This is a genomic window from Roseivivax isoporae LMG 25204 (genome assembly GCF_000521865.1).
Lineage (GTDB): Bacteria > Pseudomonadota > Alphaproteobacteria > Rhodobacterales > Rhodobacteraceae > Roseivivax > Roseivivax isoporae.
Genome location: NZ_JAME01000001.1, coordinates 80,609 through 99,435, shown reverse-complemented (window position 1 = coordinate 99,435; position 18,827 = coordinate 80,609). Strand labels below are relative to the sequence as shown.

Below are 18,827 nucleotides of genomic sequence, written 5' to 3'. Positions count from 1 at the left end.
AGCGGCGGCCGGACGCGGCCGCCGCCTGCCGGGCTCAGCCGATCGCCACGGCCTTCACGTCGTCGTCGATGTAGGGCGCGTACTGCGCGAAATTGTCGGCGAACATCTGCACGAGCTTCGCCGCCTGCGCGTCGTAGGCCGCCTTGTCGTCCCAGGTGCGGCGCGGATCGAGCAGGAGCTCGGCCACCCCCTCGACCCGGACCGGCACCTCGAAGCCGAAATTCGGGTCCTTGCGGAACTGCGCGTTCGACAGCGACCCGTCCAGCGCGGCGGTCAGCAGCGACCGCGTCGCGCGGATCGGCATGCGGGAGCCCTGCCCGTAGGCGCCGCCGGTCCAGCCGGTATTCACGAGCCAGCAGGTCGCGCCGTGCTTGGCGATCTTCTCGCGCAGGAGGTCGCCGTAGACCTCGGGGCGGCGCGGCATGAACGGCGCGCCGAAGCAGGTCGAGAACGTCGGCTGCGGCTCGGTCACGCCGCGCTCGGTGCCCGCGACCTTGGCGGTGAAACCGGACAGGAAGTGGTACATCGCCTGCGCCGGGGTCAGCCGGGCGATCGGCGGCAGCACGCCGAAGGCGTCGCAGGTCAGCATGATGATGTTCTTCGGGTGCCCGCCCAGCGCCGTCCTGGAGGCGTTCGAGATGTAGTCGAGCGGATAGGCGCAGCGCATGTTCGCGGTCAGGCTGTCATCGTCGAAGTCGAGCTCGAAGGTCTCCTCGTCGAAGACCATGTTCTCGATCACCGTGCCGAACTTGGTCGTGGTGTCGTAGATCTCGGGCTCGGCCTCGCGGCTGAGGTTGATGGTCTTGGCGTAGCAGCCGCCCTCGAAGTTGAAGGTGCCGCGCTCGGACCAGCCGTGCTCGTCGTCGCCGATCAGCACGCGGCCGGGATCGGCCGACAGCGTCGTCTTGCCGGTGCCGGACAGGCCGAAGAAGATCGCGGTGTCGACCGGGTTGCCGACCGCGTGGTTGGCCGAGCAGTGCATCGGCATCACGCCCTTCTCGGGCAGCAGGTAGTTCAGCAGCGTGAACACCGACTTCTTGTTCTCGCCGGCATATTCGGTATTGGCGATCAGGATCAGCTTGCGGTCGAAGTTCAGCGCGATCACGGTCTCGGAACGGCAGCCGTGGCGCGCGGGATCGGCCTTGAAGCTCGGGCAGTTCACGATGGTGAAATCGGCCACGTACTCGTCGAGCTCGTCGCGGTCCGGGCGGCGCAGAAGGTGCCGGATGAAGAGGTTGTGCCAGGCCAGTTCAGACACCACGCGGACATTGATCGCGTGCGCGGGATCGGCGCCGCCCACCAGGTCCTGCACGAAGTAGTCGCGCCCCTTCATGTGCTCGATCATGTCGGCATGCAGCGCGTCGAACCCCTCGGGCGACATGGCGGCGTTGTTGTCCCACCAGATCGTGTCCTCGACAGAGGGCGTGCGCACCACGTGCTTGTCCTTGGGCGAGCGCCCGGTGAAGGCGCCGGTCGTCACGAGGAAGGCGCCCCCGCGTCCGAGCCGACCCTCGCCGCGCATCAGCGCCTTCTCGATCAGAGCGGGCTCGAGCAGGTTGTAGTAGACGTTGCCAAGTCCCTCGATTCCCTGATCCTCGAGCCGGAATTGCGGGTTCACCCGTCCGAATGTCATGGCCTTAGCTCCTGTCAGCGCCTGCGAGAGTCGCGCTCCGAAGGTCTCGGTTCCGGCGCGCAGGACATCATCTAGCACGAGGATTTTGCGGCTGAACAGAAGGCCTTCAGGCAGTTAGCGCAACCATCTCAGGTTTAGCGCAATCATCGTTCTCCCCATGCGGGTGGCAATGTCACAATTAAGCCATTACTCATGGTTTTTCGGTTGCATGGAAACGGTCACAGGTGCGTGATTCGCAGTTAGGAATTGCTGTAAAGCGGAAACGCGCTCATACTGCGGGAAAATACAAAGTGAGCAGTACGAGGAAATCCCCAATGTCCAGAATCGCCCTTGTGGACGATGACAGGAACATTCTGACGTCGGTTTCTATGACCCTCGAGGCCGAAGGCTTCGAGGTCGATACTTACAATGACGGCCAGCAGGCGCTCGAAGCGTTCAATCGCAAGCTGCCCGACATGGCGGTTTTCGACATAAAGATGCCACGAATGGACGGAATGGACCTGCTGCAGCGCGTCCGGCAGAAGTCGAAGATGCCGGTCATCTTCCTGACCTCCAAGGACGACGAGATCGACGAGGTCCTGGGCCTGCGCATGGGGGCGGACGACTACGTCAAGAAGCCGTTCTCGCAGCGGCTGCTCGTGGAACGGATCCGCGCGCTGCTCCGCCGGCAGGAGGCCGTGACCACCGGCGCCGTGGGCGAGACCGAAGAGACGAAGCTCATGCAGCGGGGGTCCCTCACCATGGACCCGCTGCGCCACTCGGTCACGTGGAAGGGGCAGGACGTGTCGCTGACGGTCACCGAGTTCCTGCTGCTGCAGGCCCTCGCCCAGCGGCCCGGCTTCGTGAAGTCGCGCGACCAGCTGATGGACGTGGCCTACGACGACCAGGTCTACGTGGACGACCGCACCATCGACAGCCACATCAAGCGGCTGCGCAAGAAGATGCGTTCGGTGGACGAGGAATTCTCGGCGATCGAGACGCTCTACGGCATCGGCTACCGTTACAACGAAGAGTGATCCATGGCCCTCGCGGAGCGGCTGCCCGATGACATGTCACGCGCCGAGGACCGGCGCGAGGACGATGTCGTGCTCGGTGACGACTGGGTGGCGCCCGACGCGACCGTCGAGAAGGAATTGCGGGAAAGCCGCGCCCGCCGCGGCCTGTTCTCGCTGAACCGCTCGCCGCTCACGCGGAAGATCATCACCTTCAACCTGATCACGCTGAACGTGCTGGTGGCGGGGATCCTGTTCCTCAACTCCTCGCGCGACACGCTGGCGATCCAGCGCGCGAACGCGGCGCAGTCAGAGGCGGAACTCATCGCCGACGTGTTCGAGGCGCAGCTGCCGCGCGCCGCGCCGGTCAACATGGCCACCGGGGACGGCATCGACGTGGCCGCCACGGTCGAGGGGCTCGACCTGCGCGACGGCACGCGGCTGCTCGTCTTCGACAGCCAGGTGTTCCTCGTGGGCGAGGCGACGGGCGACGCGCCGGCGCAGGCCGGCACGGGCGCGGGCCAGCCGGCGGAGCAGCCCACCGTGATCTCGGACTTCCTCGCCGCGATCTGGCAATCCGTCTCGGGCGTCTTCAGCATGCTCGCGGGCGACGAGCCGCTCGGCGCCGAGGACCGCCTGCGCCGCCTGATCGAGGCGGGCGACCCGAACGCCACGCAGGTCGTCCAGTCGAGCGCGCAGAGCGGCGAGACCCTGTTCACCGCGCTCTCGCCGATCCGGCAGGGCGCGGCGGTCGTGGGTTGGGTGGGCGTCATCTCGCCCGCCGCCGAGATCGACATCGCGGTCCGGCTCGAACGCGAGCGCGTCCTGCAGGTCTTCGTGATCGCGACGCTGGTGTCGATCGGCCTCAGCCTCGTCCTCGCCTCGACCATCGCGCACCCGATCTCGGACCTCGCCGAGGCGGCCGAGCTCGGGCGCGAGAGGAACCGCTCGCGCGGCGCGACCGGGCGCATCCGCATTCCCGACCTCACCGCGCGGCCCGACGAGATCGGACGCCTCTCGGGCGCGCTGCGCGGCATGGTCGCCGCGCTCTACGACCGGATCGACGGCAACGAGCAGTTCGCCGCGGACGTGGCGCACGAGATCAAGAACCCGCTCGCGAGCCTGCGCTCCGCGGTGGGCTCGCTGCGCATGGTCAAGAAGGAGGAGCACCGCGAGAAGCTTCTCGACGTGATCGAGCACGACGTGCGCCGGCTCGACCGGCTGGTCTCGGACATCTCGAACGCCTCCCGGCTCGACAGCGAGCTCGTCAAGGAGGAGGAGCAGGAGTTCAACCTTCTCGAGATGATCGACAACCTCGCGCAGTTCCTCGGCGTGGACGCCAAGCGCAAGGGGATCGAGTTCATCACCGACCTGCCGCCGCGGCCGATCATGATCCACGGGCTCGAGGCCCGGCTGGCCCAGGTCTTCGTCAACCTCATCACCAACGCGGTGTCCTTCTGCGAGGACGGCGACGCGATCCGCGTCTGGGCGCGCCGGCGCGAGAACCGCGTGCTGGTGGTGGTGGAGGATACCGGCCCGGGCATCCCCGACCAGTCGCTGACGAAGATCTTCAAGCGCTTCTACTCGCACCGGCCGGAAACCGACTTCGGCAACAACTCGGGTCTCGGGCTCGCCATCTCGAAACAGATCGTCGAGGCCCATGGCGGCGTGATCTGGGCCGAGAACATCCGCCCCACCGAGGCCGACGTCACCTCGGAACCGCTGGGCGCGCGCTTCGTCGTGGGCCTGCCGCTCTGAGGCGGCGGTGACCTCCGAGACCACCATCCTGCATGCGACCGCGGTGGCGCTCGACGGACGCGCGGCGCTGATCCGCGGCAGGGCCGGTTCCGGCAAGTCCGCGCTGGCCCTCGGCATGATGGCCGCGGGCGCGGCGCTCGTCGCGGACGACCGGGTGATCCTGACCCGCGACGGCGACGGCATCGTGCTCTCGGCGCCCGAGGCGATCCGCGGGTTGATCGAGGCGCGCGGCATCGGCCTCCTGCGCGCGCGTCCGGCCGAGGGTCCGGTCCGCCTTTCGGTGGTGGTCGACCTCGATACGCCGGAAACCGCCCGACTCCCCCCCCTGCGTCACGTTACGCTCTTGTCATGCGCGGTGCCTGTCCTTCACAACTTTGCGCACCCCCATTTCGCCGCGGCCCTCGTCCAGTATCTTAAAGGCGGACGACATGAGTAGCGACAGCCAGACCCTCACCGCCACGCGCGTGGTGCTCGTCACCGGCCCCTCGGGCGCCGGGCGCAGCACCGCGATCAACGCGCTCGAGGACCTGGGCTACGAGGCGATCGACAACATGCCGGTCAGCCTCGTGCCGCGGCTGGTGGACGGCCCCGCGCCCACGCATCCGCTGGCGCTCGGGATCGACGTGCGCAACCGCGAATTCTCGGTCGAGGCGCTGCTCGAGCTCTGCGACACGCTGCGGGGCTGGCCCGGCGTCGCGCCCGAGCTGCTCTATCTCGACTGCCGCCCCGACGTGCTGGTGCGGCGCTATTCCGAGACCCGCCGCCGCCATCCGCTGACGCCCGATGCGGCGCCGACAGAGGGGATCGCGCGAGAACGCGCGCTGCTCGATCCGGTGCGCGAGGCCGCCGACACGCTGATCGACACGAGCGAGTTCAGCCCGCACGAGCTGCGCGACGAACTGGTCGCGCGGTTCGGTCCGGACGGCGCGCGGCCGCTTGCGGTCACGCTCAGCTCGTTCTCCTACAAGCGCGGCGTGCCGCAGGGCGCCGACATGATCCTCGACTGCCGCTTCCTCGCCAATCCGCACTGGATCCCCGAGCTGCGCGATCTGACCGGGCTCGACCCGGAGGTGGTCGCGCACGTCGCCGCCGACCCGCTGCACGCGGGCTTTCTCGAGCGGGTCGAGGACATGCTGCGTTTCCTGCTGCCCGCCTATCGCGACGAGGGAAAGGCGCACTTCGCCGTGGCCTTCGGCTGTACCGGGGGGCAACACAGGTCGGTCGCGGTGACCGAGGCGGTCGCGCGCGGCCTTGCGGAAGTGGGCTGGCGGGTGTCAATAAGGCACAGGGAGCTGGAGCGGCGGGGCTTGATCGGGGACAGTCGGCCGACGCCGCAGGGGATCGGAAGGGCGAGCGCGTGATCGGTATCGTCATCGTGGCCCACGGCGGGCTGGCGCGGGAATATCTCGCGGCGGTCGAGCACGTGGTCGGCATGCAGAACGGCATGCGCGCCATCTCCATCGAGGCGGACCACAACCGCCAGTCCAAGCAGGACGAGATCTGCGCCGCCGCCAACGAGGTCGACCAGGGCGACGGGGTCGTCATCGTGGTCGACATGTTCGGCGGATCGCCATCGAACCTGGCGCTCCGGGCGTGCCAGCCCGAGAACCGCCGCATCCTCTACGGGGCGAACCTGCCCATGCTGATCAAGCTGGCGAAGAGCCGCCAGAAGGGCGTGGCCGACGCCGTCCGGGGTGCGCTGGAGGCCGGTCGGAAATACATTGACACACAGAACATCAAGCCCGATCAGGTGGCCGACCCGGCGACGCGCAGCGCCTGACCCCCTCCCCCACGTGAATCCCGAAAAGAGCGCCATGACCACGTCTGTCCGCAGAGAACTCAAGATCGTCAACGAGAAGGGCCTGCACGCCCGTGCCTCGGCCAAGCTCGTGGAGGTGGTCGAAGGTTTCGACGCGCAGGCCGAAGTGTCTCGCGACGGCCTGTCGGCCTCGGGCGACAGCATCATGGGGCTCCTCATGCTGGCCGCTTCGAAGGGCACCTCGATCGAGGTCGAGACGTCGGGCCCCGATGCCGAGGCGCTGGCGGACGCGATCGCGGCCCTCGTCGCCAACCGCTTCGGTGAGGCATGCTGAGCCCCGACGTCGATCCCCAGACCCGCCGTCCCGCCGCCGCGCCTGTCAGCCCCGCCCCGCGCGACCCCGCGCCCTACGACAAGCGCAAGCTGAGCTACGCCAACACCTTCGAGAACCCGTGGAAGCGCGGCACGATCCGCGCGATGGAATGGCTGACCGGCAAGGTCACGCTCCTGCGCATGGTCCGCGCCTTCGAGCGGATCGGCCCGGCCGAGGGCCAGGCGTTCTGGGCGCAGGCACTGTCGATCATGGACATCACGCTCGAGACCCCCGAGGCGCAGATCGCGCGCATCCCGCGCAAGGGTCCGGTGGTGGTGGTGGCGAACCATCCCCACGGCCTCGTAGACGGCATGGTGCTGGCCGAGCTGATCGGCCGGGTGCGGCGCGACTACCGCATCCTGACCCGCTCGCTCCTGACCGGCGTGCGCGAGGTCGAACGCTTCCTGATCCCCGTCCCCTTCCCGCACGAACCCGACGCGCGCGCGCAGGGGCTGCGGATGCGGGAGACGGCCATGGACCACCTGGGCGCGGGCGGGCTGGTCGCGCTCTTTCCCTCGGGCGTGGTGGCGACCTCGCGCCGGGCCTTCGGCCCGGCCGAGGAGGCGGAGTGGAACCCGTTCACCGCGAAGCTGATCCAGCGGTCGGGCGCGACGGTGGTCCCGATCCATTTCCCGGGCCAGAACTCGCGCGCCTACCAGATCGCCAACCTGATCTCTCCCACGCTGCGGCAGGGGCTCCTGATCCACGAGGTGGTGAAGGCGTGCCGCACGCCGCAGGCGCCCGTGATCGGCAGGCCGATTCCGCCGGAAGAGCTGCGCGCCGCGGGCAGCGGGCGCGAGCTCGTCGCGTGGCTCCGGCAGCGCACGCTGGCGCTCGGCCACGACTGAAACGGCGGGGCCGCCCAAGTCGGGCGACCCCGTGCGGACGTTCAACCCGGGCAGGCCGCGCCGGTGTCGATCCAGGCCTGCACGATCTCGCCGAAGGCTTCCTGCGTGCCCGGAACGGGCGTGCGCCCGTCGCCCGGATGCCAGCCCCAGCCCACGAGGCCGTCCTCGGCCATGTGCTCGTGCAGTTCGGCCAGGTCGCGGTCTCCGTTGCGCTCGGGGTCCTTGAGCTGCGCGCAGATCTCGGCGCCCGAAAGGCCCTGCCAGCCCATCGAGACCGGCGCGAGCGCCCAGGGCTCGTGCCCCGGGATCGATCCGTCGCCGGTCACGAAGGCCACGTTCTGCGTGCCGTGGCAGGTGGTGCAGAACATGCCGGGCGCGCCGAAATCGGCGTCGCCGCGCACCACCGGGGGCATGTGCGGGGTCATGTCGTCGCCCTGCGTCGGCCCGCCGTTCACGGGATGGCAGTTCAGGCAGCGGGGATGCTCGATCACCTTGAGCATCTCCTCGAACAGCGCAACCGACCGCACCTCCTCACCCTCGATGTCGTCGAAGTCCCCGACCGCGCGCAATTCCGCATCCTGCGCCAGTGCGGGGGTCGCGGCGAGCGCCGCGATCATCAGCCATTTCTTCATGTTCTTCAGACACCTGCTCGTGCAAAGGGAAGCCGGCGCGGGCTCGATCCGGTCAGCGCGCGCCACGCATTGGCCACCGCGGGCGCGATGGGCGGGGTTCCGGGTTCGCCGACGCCCGTGGGATCGGCGTCGCTGTCGATGATCGCGACCTCGACCTCGGGCATCTCGTTGATGCGCAGCATCCGGTAGGTGTCGAAGTTCAGCTGCTGGACCTCGCCCCCCTCGCCGAGCGTCAGCTCGTTGTAGAGCGCCGTGCCGAGCCCGTAGCCGATGCCGCCCTCGATCTGCGCGCGGATCACGTTCGGGTTGACCGCGATGCCGCAATCGATGGCGCACCAGACCTTGTGCACGCGCGGCAGGCCGCCCGCGTCCGAGATCTCGACGATCTGTGCCACGTAGCTCTGGAAGCTCTCGTGCAGCGCGACACCGTAGGCGCGGTCGCCGCGCACCTTGGTGCCGTCCCAGCCCGCCATCTCGGCCACCCGCTCGAGCACGGCGCGGTCCCGCCCGGCCTCGTCCTTGAGCAGGTCGAGCCGGCCCTGCACCGGGTCCTTGCCGGCCTTCTCGAGCAGCTCGTCGAGGAAGACCTCGGTCGCGTAGGCGGTGTGGGTGTGTCCCACCGACCGCCACCAGAGCGGCGCGACCGGCAGCTCCTGCTTGACCCAGTCGACGGTGAGGTTCGGCAGCGCATAGGGCATGTTGGTCGACCCCTCGAACGAGGTCGGGTCCGCCCCGCCCTGGTCGAAGGGCGTGCCGGCCATGATCGACTGGTTCACCACGCGGTCCTCCCAGCCGACGATGCTGCCGTCGGCGGCGATGCCGCCGCGCATCCTGTGCACGGTGATCGGCCGGTAATAGGCGCCGGTCAGGTCGTCCTCGCGGGTCCAGACGAGTTTCCACGCGCCGTCGCGGCCCGCGGCCTTGGCGATCGAGGCGATCTCGACCCCGATATGGGCGGTGGGCTGCGCGCGCCGCCCGAAGCTGCCGCCGGCCAGCATCACGTTCATCGTCACGTCCGCGGGCTCGAGGCCCAGGACCTGCGTCACCGCGCCCTTGTCGGCGCCGGGAAACTGCGCCCCCATCCAGATCTCGGCCTTGCCGTCCTTCAGCTCGAGCACCGCGTCGAGCGGCTCCAGCGGCGCGTGGGCAAGGAAGGGAAACAGGAACTCCGCCTCGTGCACGGTCTCGGCCGCCGCGATGGCGCCCGCGCTGTCGCCGACCTTCTCGGCCTCGAGGCCGGGCGATCGCGCAGCCTCCGAAAACGCGGCGAAGATCTCCTCGGAGGAGCGCGTCTCGGCGTCCGTGTAGTCCCACTCGACGCTCAGCGCCTCGCGCCCCTTGAGCGCGGCCGCCGTCGACGTGGCGTAGACCGCGACCCCCTGCGGGATCTGCCGCACGGCGGTGACGCCCGGCACCTCGAGCGCGGCCGCGTCGTCGAAGGACGCGACGGTGGCGCCGATCACCCGCGGACGGCGGACCACGACCGTCTCCATCCCGTCGCGGTAGACGTCCATGGTGAACATCGCGGTGCCGTCCGACTTGGACCGGCTGTCGACCTTGGGCCGGTCGGTGCCGATCAGCGTGAACTCGGACGGGTTCTTGACCGCGGGCTCGACGGGCACGTCCTGCGCGGCGGCCGCCTCGGCCAGCTCGCCGAAGGTCGCGGAATTGCTGCCGTCCGAGACGGTTCCGGCCGACACGGTGAGGGTCGCGGCATCACTGCCCCAGCGTTCGGCCGCGGCGGCGACCAGCATGGCGCGGGCGGCTGCGCCGGCCTGCCGCATCTGCATCCACGAATTGGCCATGGCGGTCGAGCCGCCGGTGCCCTGGATGCCGAAGGCGAGGTTCTTGTAGAGCTCGTCGTCGGCCGGCGCGGCCTCGACCCGCATCTGCGACCAGTCGGCGTCCATCTCCTCGGCCACGAGCGTCGCGAGGCCGGTATAGGGGCCCTGGCCGAACTCGATATGCTTGCAGAAGACGGTGATGGTGTTGTCCGGCGCGACGCGCACGAAGGCGTTCGGGGCAAAGCTGCCCTCGGCCAGCGTGCCGTCGCCCAGCGCCGCGGCGGCGCCCGATTGCGCCCGCGCGCGGATGGGCAGCGCCACCCCGATCACGAGGCCCGCCGAAGCGGCGAGGAATTGGCGGCGTGTCTGAACGGTCATGCTCAGCCCTCCAGCATGTCGGCGGCGTCGTGGATCGCCTGGCGGATGCGCACATAGGTGGCGCAGCGGCAGACGTTCCCGGCCATGGCATTGTCGATGTCCTCGTCGGTAGGTGCGGGGTTCATGCGCAGGAGGCCCACGGCGCTCATCACCTGCCCCGACTGGCACCAGCCGCATTGCGGCACGTCGATGCCGACCCAGGCGGCCTGCACGGCCTCGACCTCGGGGCCCTCGATGCCCTCGATGGTCTCGACCGAGGCTCCGTCGAGGGTGCCGATCGGCGTCACGCAGGAACGCCGCGGCATGCCGTCGACCATCACGGTGCAGGCGCCGCACTGGGCGATGCCGCAGCCGAACTTGGTGCCGGTCAGCCGCAGGTCGTCCCGCAGCGCCCAGAGAAGCGGGGTGTCGTCGGGCACCTCGAGCGTCACGTCCTTGCCGTTCACGGTGAATGTCGCCATGGGCTACTCCCTTTCGTCTGGCGGTCCGGCGCTCGGAGGCCGGCGGCTGGGTTGAGGGGGCCGTGCGACGAGGGGCCAGAGGCGCGGTCGCCGCAGCGGTCCGGAGCGCAAAAAACAGAATCCGAACTCGGATTCAAAAATGACGCAAACGCCGCGCGCCTGTCAATACGTCCCGCGCCCGGGCTCGACGCGAAGGATAGCGGCGCTCAGTGACGTTTCAATTGCAGGTAGCAGGAGAATCCGCGCAGCACCTCGTCGATGTAGGTCTGTACATCGAGCGGCGCGCTCTGCTGCGGCCAGATCATCGCGCCCGACCGCCACTTGGTCATGGCGGCGAGATGGTCCACCGCCACCGCCACGGCACGGTCGGGATCAGGATGCCCGATCTCCTCGCGCCGCTGCAGGAACAGCGCGGCCAGCCCGGCATTGAAGCGCCGCTTGAGCTCGAGGATCGTGTCCTTGAGGTCCGGGACCTCGCGCAGGTCGGGCGAATCGAGAAGCCGCATGACCGGCGAGCGGGCGAGGTCCTTCAGCGCGAAGTCGAGATAGCCTTGGGCGATGCCGGCGATCCCGCATCCGTCCCACCGGGCCGGGTCGAGCGCCTCGGCGTTGGTGTCGGCCATCTCGTCCGCGATGCGCAGGATAACGGCCCGGTAGAGCGCCGACTTGTCGCGGAAATGGTGGTAGACGGCGCCGACCGACGTACCCGCGCGCTGCGCGATGTCGGATACCGACGCCTCGGCCAGGCCGTGCTCCGCGAACAGCGCCTCGGCCGCGTCGAGAAGCGCGGCCTGCGTGCGCCGGCTGCGGCACTGCCGCACCTTGCGCTGCCAGAGCAGATCGTGCCTGTGCGGGTCGGACATGGACGGGGCGTCCTTTTCGTGCCGGGGCCGGTCGTTGCTACCGTGCGTCCGCGCGTTGTCAAGGAAAACGGGCCCCTGCCGCCTGCGTTCCGCAATTGACACATCCGGCGGCGCAACGCCGGCCGCGCGGGGCAAGCGGGTGGTCAGCATAGGCGGGCACCGCTAGGTTCAACCCGCGTCAGTCAGAAGAAACCGACCGACAGGGAGATCCGAGCGCCGTGTTCGACCTTTCCAGAAAAGTCCGCCTCGCGGCGCTTGCGATCTGCACATCAACACCGGCAGCCCTCGCCCTCGACGACGTGTCCTACTCGGTGCGCGCCCCGAGCGAGGAGCAGCGGGAAGAGATCCGCGACCTGCTGCGCAGCGTGTCGCTGATCTCTGCGGCCGAGAACGACGGGCGGACCGACCCGCAGGATCTCGTGGCGACGGCGCTTGCGGATTACGCACACCTGCTCGAGGCGCTCTATTCCCGCGGCTATTACGGCGGCGTGATCAACATCCTCGTGGACGGGCGCGAGGCCTCGCAGATCCCGCTCCTCGACCTGCCCGACCGGGTCGGGGTGATCCAGGTTCAGGTGGAGACGGGTCCGCAGTTCCGATTTTCCCGCGCCGAGGTGGCGCCCATCCCGCGCAAGACCGAGCTGCCCGAGGGCTTCGCGGTCGGCAAGGTCGCGCAGAGCACCGTGATCCGCGACGCCGTCGACATCGCCATCGAGGACTGGCGCGCGCGCGGCTACGCCAAGGCCGGCCTCGCCTCGGAAGACGTGGTGGCCGAGCACCGCACCAACACCCTGTCCGCGGTGATCGGCATCGAGACCGGCCCGAGCGTCCGCTTCGGCAACATGCTCGTCACCACGCCCAGCGCGGTCCGCGAGGGCGCGATCCGCCGCATCGCGGGTTTCCCGCAGGGCGAGAGCTTCGACCCCGAGGAGGTCGAGCGCGTGGTCGAACGGCTGCGGCGCACCGGCGCGTTCTCGTCCGTGACGCTGCAGGAAGGCGAGGTGGTGCGGCCCGACGGGACGATGGACATGTCGCTGGCGGTGTCCGACCAGAAACCCCGGCGCATCGGTTTCGGCGCGGAATACTCGACGCTCGAGGGCATCGGGCTCACCGCGTTCTGGATGCACCGCAATTTCTTCGGCGGGGCCGAGCGGCTGCGCTTCGACGCCTCGGTCCGGAACATCGGCAGCAGCGAGAGCGGGATGGACTACGCGCTGCGCGGCCGGCTCGACATTCCCGCGATCTACGGCGCCGATACCGACGGCTACGTGCTGTCCGCGATCGTGCGCGAGGACGAACCGACCTACCTGTCGAACCGCTTCGAGGCCGAGATCGGCGCCACGCGGCGCCTCGGCGACGACACCGAGGTCGAGCTGGGGCTCGGACTGATCTACAGCGACGTCGAGGACGACCTCGGCGAACGCGAGTTCTTCCTGCTGACCTTTCCCGCGGGCTTGACGATCGACAAGCGCTCGAACGAGCTGAACCCGCGGCAGGGCTATTACGTGAACGCCGAGGCCACGCCCTATCTGGGGCTCAACGACACCCAGTCGGGCGCGCGGCTCTACGGCGACCTGCGCGGCTATCTCGGCTGGGGCGACGGCGACCCGAACGTGCTGGCCGGCCGGCTGCAGCTCGGTTCCGTCGTGGGCTCCGACCTCGAGGAGACGGCGCCCGAGTTCCTGTTCTACTCGGGCGGCGGCGGCACCGTGCGCGGCCAGCCCTACCAGTCGCTGAACGTCGACCTCGGTGACGGGGACGAGACCGGCGGGCGCAGCTTCGTCGGCATGTCCGCCGAGTACCGCCGCGACCTGACCGAGAGCCTCGGGCTCGTCGCGTTCTACGACGCGGGCTACATCGGCGAGGAAAGCTTCTACGACGGCTCGGGCGGCTGGCACTCGGGCGCGGGCCTCGGCGTCCGCTACCAGACCGGCATCGGCCCGATCCGGTTCGACGTGGCCGCGCCCACCTCGGGCGATACCGGCGAAGGCGTGCAGTTCTACATCGGCATCGGACAGGCATTTTGAGACGCATCCTCTCCACCACCGCCCTCGGCCTCGCCTTCGTCGCGCCCGCGGCCGTGAACGGCCAGTCCGACGAACGCGGCCGGCTCGAGGCGCTGATCGAAGACAACCTGTCGGCCGAGGGGATGCAGATCGACATCACCGGCTTCCAGGGCGCGCTCAGTTCCGAGGCGCAGCTCGAGGAGCTGACCATCGCCGACGAGGAAGGTGTCTGGCTGACGCTGCGGGGGGCGGTGCTCGACTGGAACCGCCTCGCGCTCTTGCGGGGCAGGCTGTCGGTGAACGAGCTGACCGCCGACGAGATCATCCTCGCGCGCCTGCCCTCGCAGCCGGCCGACGCGACGGTGGAGGTGCCCGATGCCGCCACGCAGCCGTTCTCGCTGCCAGAGCTGCCGGTCTCGGTCCAGGTGGGCCGGATCGCGGCCGAAAGGGTCGAGATCGGCGCGCCGGTGATCGGCCAGCCGGTCGAGTTCCGGCTCGAAGGCTCGGCGAGCCTCGCCGGCGGCGAGGGGGAGGTGGCGCTCGACGTGGAGCGCACCGACGACCGGCAGGGCGAGATCACGCTCGATGCGGCCTATGCCAACGACTCGCGCGAGCTGTCCGTCGATCTCGACGTGAACGAGGGGCCGGGCGGCATCGTGGCCTCGCTCGCGGGCATTCCCGGCGAACCCGCGCTCGAGCTGACGGTCGAGGGCAGCGGGCCGCTGTCCGACTTCGCGGCCGACCTCGCCTTCGCCACCGACGGCGAGGACCGGCTGGCGGGCCGCATCGCCGTGGCGGACATCGCGGATGCCGACCGCGCGGGCACGCAGTTCGACGTGGACGTCGAGGGCGACGTGCGCCCGCTGCTCACGCCCGAGAACCGCGAATTCTTCGGCCCGAGCCTGTCGCTCGACGTCTCGGGCCAGAGCTATGCCGAGGGCGGCCTCGTGCTCGAGACGCTGTCGCTCGATTCGGACGCGATCACGCTCGACGGAACGGTCGAGCTCAACGCGCAGAACTGGCCCGTGCTCGTCTCGCTGACCGGCCGGATGCAGGCCGAGGATGGCGGGCCGGTCGCCCTGCCCCTGCCCGGGCAGGATACCCGCGTCGACCGCGCGGCGATCGACATCGACTTCAACGCCGCCGAGGGCGACACCTGGCAGGCCGGCATCGCGGTCGAGGGGCTCGACCGTCCCGACCTCGACGCCGCGTCCTTCCGGCTCGACGGCGACGGCACCCTGACCCAGGGCGAGGGTTCGGGGCTCGGCGCGGCCGCGGGGCAGTTCGACCTGTCGGCCGAGGGGCTCGAATTCGCCGATCCGGACCTGGCCCAGGCGGTGGGGGACACGCTGTCGGGCCTCGTGAGCTTCGACTGGACGCAGGGCTCGGCGCTCGAGCTCACTGGGATCGACCTGACCGGCGCCGGCATCACCACCACCGGCACCGTGTCGGTGAGCGGCATCGCCAACGACCTCAACATCGTCATCGCGCCGGACCTCTCGGTGGTCGCGGACGACATCTCGCGCTTTTCCGGTCTCGCCGGGCGCGACCTGAGCGGAGCGGTCGACGTGCAGGCCGAGGGCACGTTCGAACCTGTCTCGGGCGCGTTCGACATGGCCGTCGATGGCTCTGCCACCGACATCGAGACCGGCATCCCCGAGGTCGACGGCCTCGTGGCGGGCCAGCTCGACCTCGCCATCGACGCGGCGCGCAACGAGGCGGGGATCGTCCTGCGCACGCTCAACCTCGCCTCGGAGACACTGACCGCGACCGCAGAGGGCCGCGTCGGCGGCAACGAGACCGACGCGCGCTTCGACATCGACATCGCCGACATGACGCGCGTGCGCCCCGACCTCGAGGGCCGGCTCGCGGTCGCGGGCACCGTGGTGCAGGACGGCGAGGACTACACGCTCGACCTGACCGGCGCGGGCCCGGGCGGCGCGCGCATCGACGCGGACGTGACGGCCACGCTGGTCGACAACCTGCTGACCGCGGTCGGCGGCACCGGCACCGTGGCAGTCGACACGCTCGACACGTTCTCGGGCATCGCCGGGCGCGAGCTCGGCGGCGCGGTCCGCGTCGAGGGCACCGGGCGCTACGACCTGCAGAGCAGCGCGGCCACCGCCGACGTGTCCGGCACCGGCACCGACATCGCGACCGGCATTGCCGAGCTCGACGCGCTTCTTGCCGGGCAGTCGCGGTTCGTGCTCGACGGCGGGCGCAACGAGGAGGGCATCACCCTCCGCACGCTCGAACTCACGACGCCGCGCGCCGACATCACCGCCGAGGGGCGCCTGCGCGACGACGGCAGCACGGCGGAATTCGACGTGGCGTTGTCGGAACTTGCCGCCGTCGTGCCGACCATGTCGGGCGACGCGCGCCTGAGCGGAACCGCCAGCCAGGACGGCGAGGCCTGGAGCTTCGACGTCACCGGCAGCGGCCCGGGCGGCGCGCGCGCCGATCTCGACGGCACCGCGCGTCTCGTCGGCACCGATTTCCGCGGCGTGGACGCCACGGGCAGCATCGCCGCGGACGACCTGTCGGCCTATGCGGGCCTCGTGGACCGGCCGCTCGGCGGCGCGCTGACCTTTGACGGCTCGGGCAGTTTCGAACGCGCGACGGGCTTCTTCTCGGCGGATGTGAGCGGCACAAGCACCGATGTCGCGACCGGCATCGCCGAGCTCGACGCGCTGCTCGAGGGAGAGGCGACCTACGACGTCGAGGCGCGCCGCGACGCGGACGGGATCACCGTGGACGAGCTGCGCATCGCCGCGCCCCGCGTCAGCGTCACCGGCGACGGCGTCTATGCCGAGACCGGCAGCCGCGCCAACTTCGACGCGGTGGTGACCGACCTCGCCTCGGTCGTCCAGGGCATGACCGGCGAGGCGCGCCTCAGCGGCACCGCCGACCAGACCGGCGACACCGTCGATTTCGACATCACCGGCTCGGGCCCGGGCGGCGCCGCCGCGGACATCGCGGGCGCGGCGACGCTCGACGGGCTCGCCCTCCGCGCGATCGAGGCGGCGGGCGCGCTCGGAATCGAGACCCTCCGCCCCTATGCCGAGCTCGTCGGCCGCCCGCTTTCGGGCTCGGCCCGGTTCGAGGGGTCGGGCAGCTACGAGCTGGCGACGCAATTCTTCAGCGCCGATGTCTCCGGCCGGTCGCAGGACGTGACGACCGGCATCCCGCAGGCCGACGCCCTGCTCGCCGGAACCGCGACCTACGACATCGACGCCGCGCGCGACGACGACGGAATCGTGCTGCGCAACCTCCGGATCGAGGCGCCGCGCGCGCGCGCCACCGCGGAAGGCACCTACCGCGACACGGGCTCGAACGTGCGGCTCGAGGCGCGCATGACCGATCTCGGCGACGTGCTGGACGGGCTGTCGGGCGGCGCGCAGGTCGACGCGACCGCGCAGCAGGACGGCGACGTCTGGAACGTGGACGCCACCGCCTCGGGCCCCGGCGGGGCCGAGGCGCAGGTCGACGCGGCGCTTCGCGTGGTCGAGAACGCGCTCGAGGCGGTCGAGGGATCGGGCACGGTGTCGGTGACGACCCTCGCGCCCTATGGTTCGGTGGCGGGCCGGCGGCTCGGCGGGTCGGTATCGGTCGAAGGATCGGGCTCCTACGCGCTCGAGAGCCAGGAGTTCAGCGCCGACGTGGACGGCCGCGTCGCGGACCTGCGCACCGGCATCTCCGCGATCGACCAGCTCCTGCGCGGGACGACCACCTTCGGCGCGACGGCGGCGGGCGATCCGGGCGGCGCCATCCGCATCGATCGCCTGGTGGTCGATGGCACCGAGATCGACGCCACCGTGAACGGCACCTATGGCGGCAACTCGGGCGACGTCCGGTACGACCTGCGCCTGCGCGACGTGGGTCTGTTCGTGCCTGACCTGTCGGGCCCGCTGACCGCGGAGGGCACCGCGCAGCTGGCCGGCGGCGGCTACCGGATCGATGCGGGCCTGACGGGCCCCGGCGGCACGAACGCCAACGTTTCTGGCACCGCGGCGCAGGATTTCGGCCGGGTGAACCTGTCGGTGACGGGCGCCGCGCCGCTCGGGCTCGCCAACGGATTCATCGAGCCCAACATCCTTCAGGGGCAGGCACGCTTCGACCTCCGGGTGAACGGTGCGCCGGGTCTCGACGCGGTGTCGGGCACCGTGACCACGACCGGGTCCGAATTCGCCCTCCCCTCGCAGGGCCTGACCGTGAACGGCATCGACGCGCAGGTGGGCCTGTCGGGCGGACGTGCCGACATCGACCTGACAGGCGGACTGTCGTCCGGCGGGCAGCTCTCGGTCTCGGGGCCGGTAACGCTGTCACCGCCGTTCAACGGCGACCTCGCGATCACCCTCGACGGCCTGCAATATGTCGATGCGGGCTTCATCGAGAGCACCGCGAACGGGTCGCTGCGGCTGACGGGACCGCTCGCCTCGACGGCGACGCTGTCGGGCAACATCGCGCTCGGCCGGACCGAGGTGCGCGTGCCCTCGGGCGGCACGGGCAACACCTCGTTGAGCTTCGACGTCCGCCACGTCAACCCGCCCGCGGACGTCCAGGAGACGCGCGCGCGCGCAGGTTTCCGCGACCCGTCCGACGACGGCGGCGCCGGTGGCGGCGGCGGGGGCGTGAACTACGGCCTCGACGTCACGGTCACGGCCCCCTCGCAGATCTTCGTGCGGGGCCGCGGGCTCGACGCGGAACTGGGCGGCGAGGTGGTGATCGGCGGCACGTTGCAGAACATCCAGCCGGTCGGCCGGTTCGACCTGATCCGGGGCCGGCTCGACATCCTGGGCCAGCGGCTGACCCTGTCCGAGGCCTACATCCAGCTCGAGGGCGACCTGAACCCGTTCATCTACGTGCGCGCGGACACCCAGCGCGACGAGAACACGATCGCCATCATCATCGAGGGGCCGGTGTCGGAACCCGAGGTCGACTTCACCTCGAGCCCCGACCGGCCCGAGGAGGAGGTGCTGGCGCTGCTGCTGTTCGGCCGCGACCTGTCCGAGATCTCGGGGCTGCAGGCGCTGCGCATCGCTTCGGCGATCAACACGCTTGCCGGTCGCAGCGGCACCTCGCTGGTGGATCGCCTGCGGATGTCGACGGGTCTCGACGATCTCGACGTGCAGACCGGGGCGGACGGCCAGACCGAGCTGCGGCTCGGGCGCTACATCAACGAACGCGCCTATACCGACGTGACGGTGAACAGCGAGGGCGAGACCGAGATCAACCTCAACCTGACCATCACGCCCAGCGTCACCGCGCGCGGCACGGTGGGCAGCGGCGGAAATACCGGCGTCGGCATCTACTACGAGCGCGACTACTGAGCCGCGGCGG

The 18,827-nt window shown here is 70.2% G+C and carries 14 protein-coding genes; 9 read left to right on the top strand and 5 right to left on the bottom strand.

Annotated elements, in window-relative coordinates:
* Window positions 1-34: 34 nt before the first annotated feature.
* Window positions 35-1,633, bottom strand: a complete 1,599-nt coding sequence (locus tag RISW2_RS00435; protein ID WP_043765173.1) for a phosphoenolpyruvate carboxykinase — start codon at window positions 1,631-1,633, stop codon at window positions 35-37.
* Window positions 1,634-1,947: 314 nt separating this feature from the next.
* Between RISW2_RS00435 and RISW2_RS00430 the strand changes: the two genes are divergently transcribed.
* From RISW2_RS00430 to RISW2_RS00400, 7 genes are read left to right on the top strand one after another with little or no spacing between them, the layout of a single operon-like run.
* Complete coding sequence (locus RISW2_RS00430; RefSeq protein ID WP_043765171.1) at window positions 1,948-2,649, top strand: response regulator transcription factor; 702 nt, start codon at window positions 1,948-1,950, stop codon at window positions 2,647-2,649.
* 3 nt (window positions 2,650-2,652) lie between these two features.
* Window positions 2,653-4,383, top strand: a complete 1,731-nt coding sequence (locus tag RISW2_RS00425) for a sensor histidine kinase (protein ID WP_043765169.1) — start codon at window positions 2,653-2,655, stop codon at window positions 4,381-4,383.
* A gap of 43 nt (window positions 4,384-4,426) precedes the next feature.
* On the top strand, window positions 4,427-4,819 hold the full coding sequence (locus RISW2_RS24430; RefSeq protein ID WP_244437480.1) for an HPr kinase/phosphorylase: 393 nt from the start codon (window positions 4,427-4,429) through the stop codon (window positions 4,817-4,819).
* Window positions 4,812-5,744: an RNase adapter RapZ gene (gene rapZ / locus RISW2_RS00415; RefSeq protein ID WP_051491688.1), complete on the top strand. Its 933-nt coding sequence runs from the start codon at window positions 4,812-4,814 to the stop codon at window positions 5,742-5,744. The genes RISW2_RS24430 and rapZ overlap by 8 nt, the downstream gene beginning before the upstream one ends.
* Window positions 5,741-6,163: a PTS sugar transporter subunit IIA gene (locus RISW2_RS00410; RefSeq protein WP_043765164.1), complete on the top strand. Its 423-nt coding sequence runs from the start codon at window positions 5,741-5,743 to the stop codon at window positions 6,161-6,163. The genes rapZ and RISW2_RS00410 overlap by 4 nt, the downstream gene beginning before the upstream one ends.
* Before the next feature lie 34 nt (window positions 6,164-6,197).
* A complete protein-coding gene (locus tag RISW2_RS00405) occupies window positions 6,198-6,476 on the top strand; it encodes an HPr family phosphocarrier protein (protein ID WP_043765162.1) in 279 nt (92 codons plus the stop codon).
* Window positions 6,470-7,363, top strand: coding sequence for a lysophospholipid acyltransferase family protein (locus RISW2_RS00400; protein ID WP_043765160.1), 894 nt, complete (start codon window positions 6,470-6,472; stop codon window positions 7,361-7,363). The genes RISW2_RS00405 and RISW2_RS00400 overlap by 7 nt, the downstream gene beginning before the upstream one ends.
* Window positions 7,364-7,404: 41 nt before the next feature.
* Here RISW2_RS00400 and RISW2_RS00395 read toward each other — a convergent pair whose 3' ends face one another.
* The 4 genes from RISW2_RS00395 to RISW2_RS23375 form a co-directional block, all read right to left on the bottom strand.
* On the bottom strand, window positions 7,405-7,995 hold the full coding sequence (locus RISW2_RS00395) for a hypothetical protein (protein ID WP_043765158.1): 591 nt from the start codon (window positions 7,993-7,995) through the stop codon (window positions 7,405-7,407).
* Window positions 7,996-8,000: 5 nt separating this feature from the next.
* On the bottom strand, window positions 8,001-10,157 hold the full coding sequence (locus tag RISW2_RS00390) for a xanthine dehydrogenase family protein molybdopterin-binding subunit (RefSeq protein ID WP_043765156.1): 2,157 nt from the start codon (window positions 10,155-10,157) through the stop codon (window positions 8,001-8,003).
* Window positions 10,158-10,159: 2 nt separating this feature from the next.
* On the bottom strand, window positions 10,160-10,618 hold the full coding sequence (locus RISW2_RS00385; protein ID WP_043765154.1) for a (2Fe-2S)-binding protein: 459 nt from the start codon (window positions 10,616-10,618) through the stop codon (window positions 10,160-10,162).
* A gap of 206 nt (window positions 10,619-10,824) precedes the next feature.
* Window positions 10,825-11,481, bottom strand: a complete 657-nt coding sequence (locus tag RISW2_RS23375; RefSeq protein WP_051491686.1) for a TetR/AcrR family transcriptional regulator — start codon at window positions 11,479-11,481, stop codon at window positions 10,825-10,827.
* A 218-nt stretch (window positions 11,482-11,699) separates the two neighbouring features.
* Here RISW2_RS23375 and RISW2_RS00375 point away from each other — a divergent pair, with 218 nt between their 5' ends.
* The gene (locus RISW2_RS00375) at window positions 11,700-13,508 is read left to right on the top strand and encodes an autotransporter assembly complex protein TamA (protein WP_043765152.1); all 1,809 of its coding nucleotides are present in this window, start codon (window positions 11,700-11,702) and stop codon (window positions 13,506-13,508) included.
* Complete coding sequence (locus RISW2_RS23370) at window positions 13,505-18,817, top strand: translocation/assembly module TamB domain-containing protein (RefSeq protein WP_051491684.1); 5,313 nt, start codon at window positions 13,505-13,507, stop codon at window positions 18,815-18,817. The genes RISW2_RS00375 and RISW2_RS23370 overlap by 4 nt, the downstream gene beginning before the upstream one ends.
* Window positions 18,818-18,827: the final 10 nt, after the last annotated feature.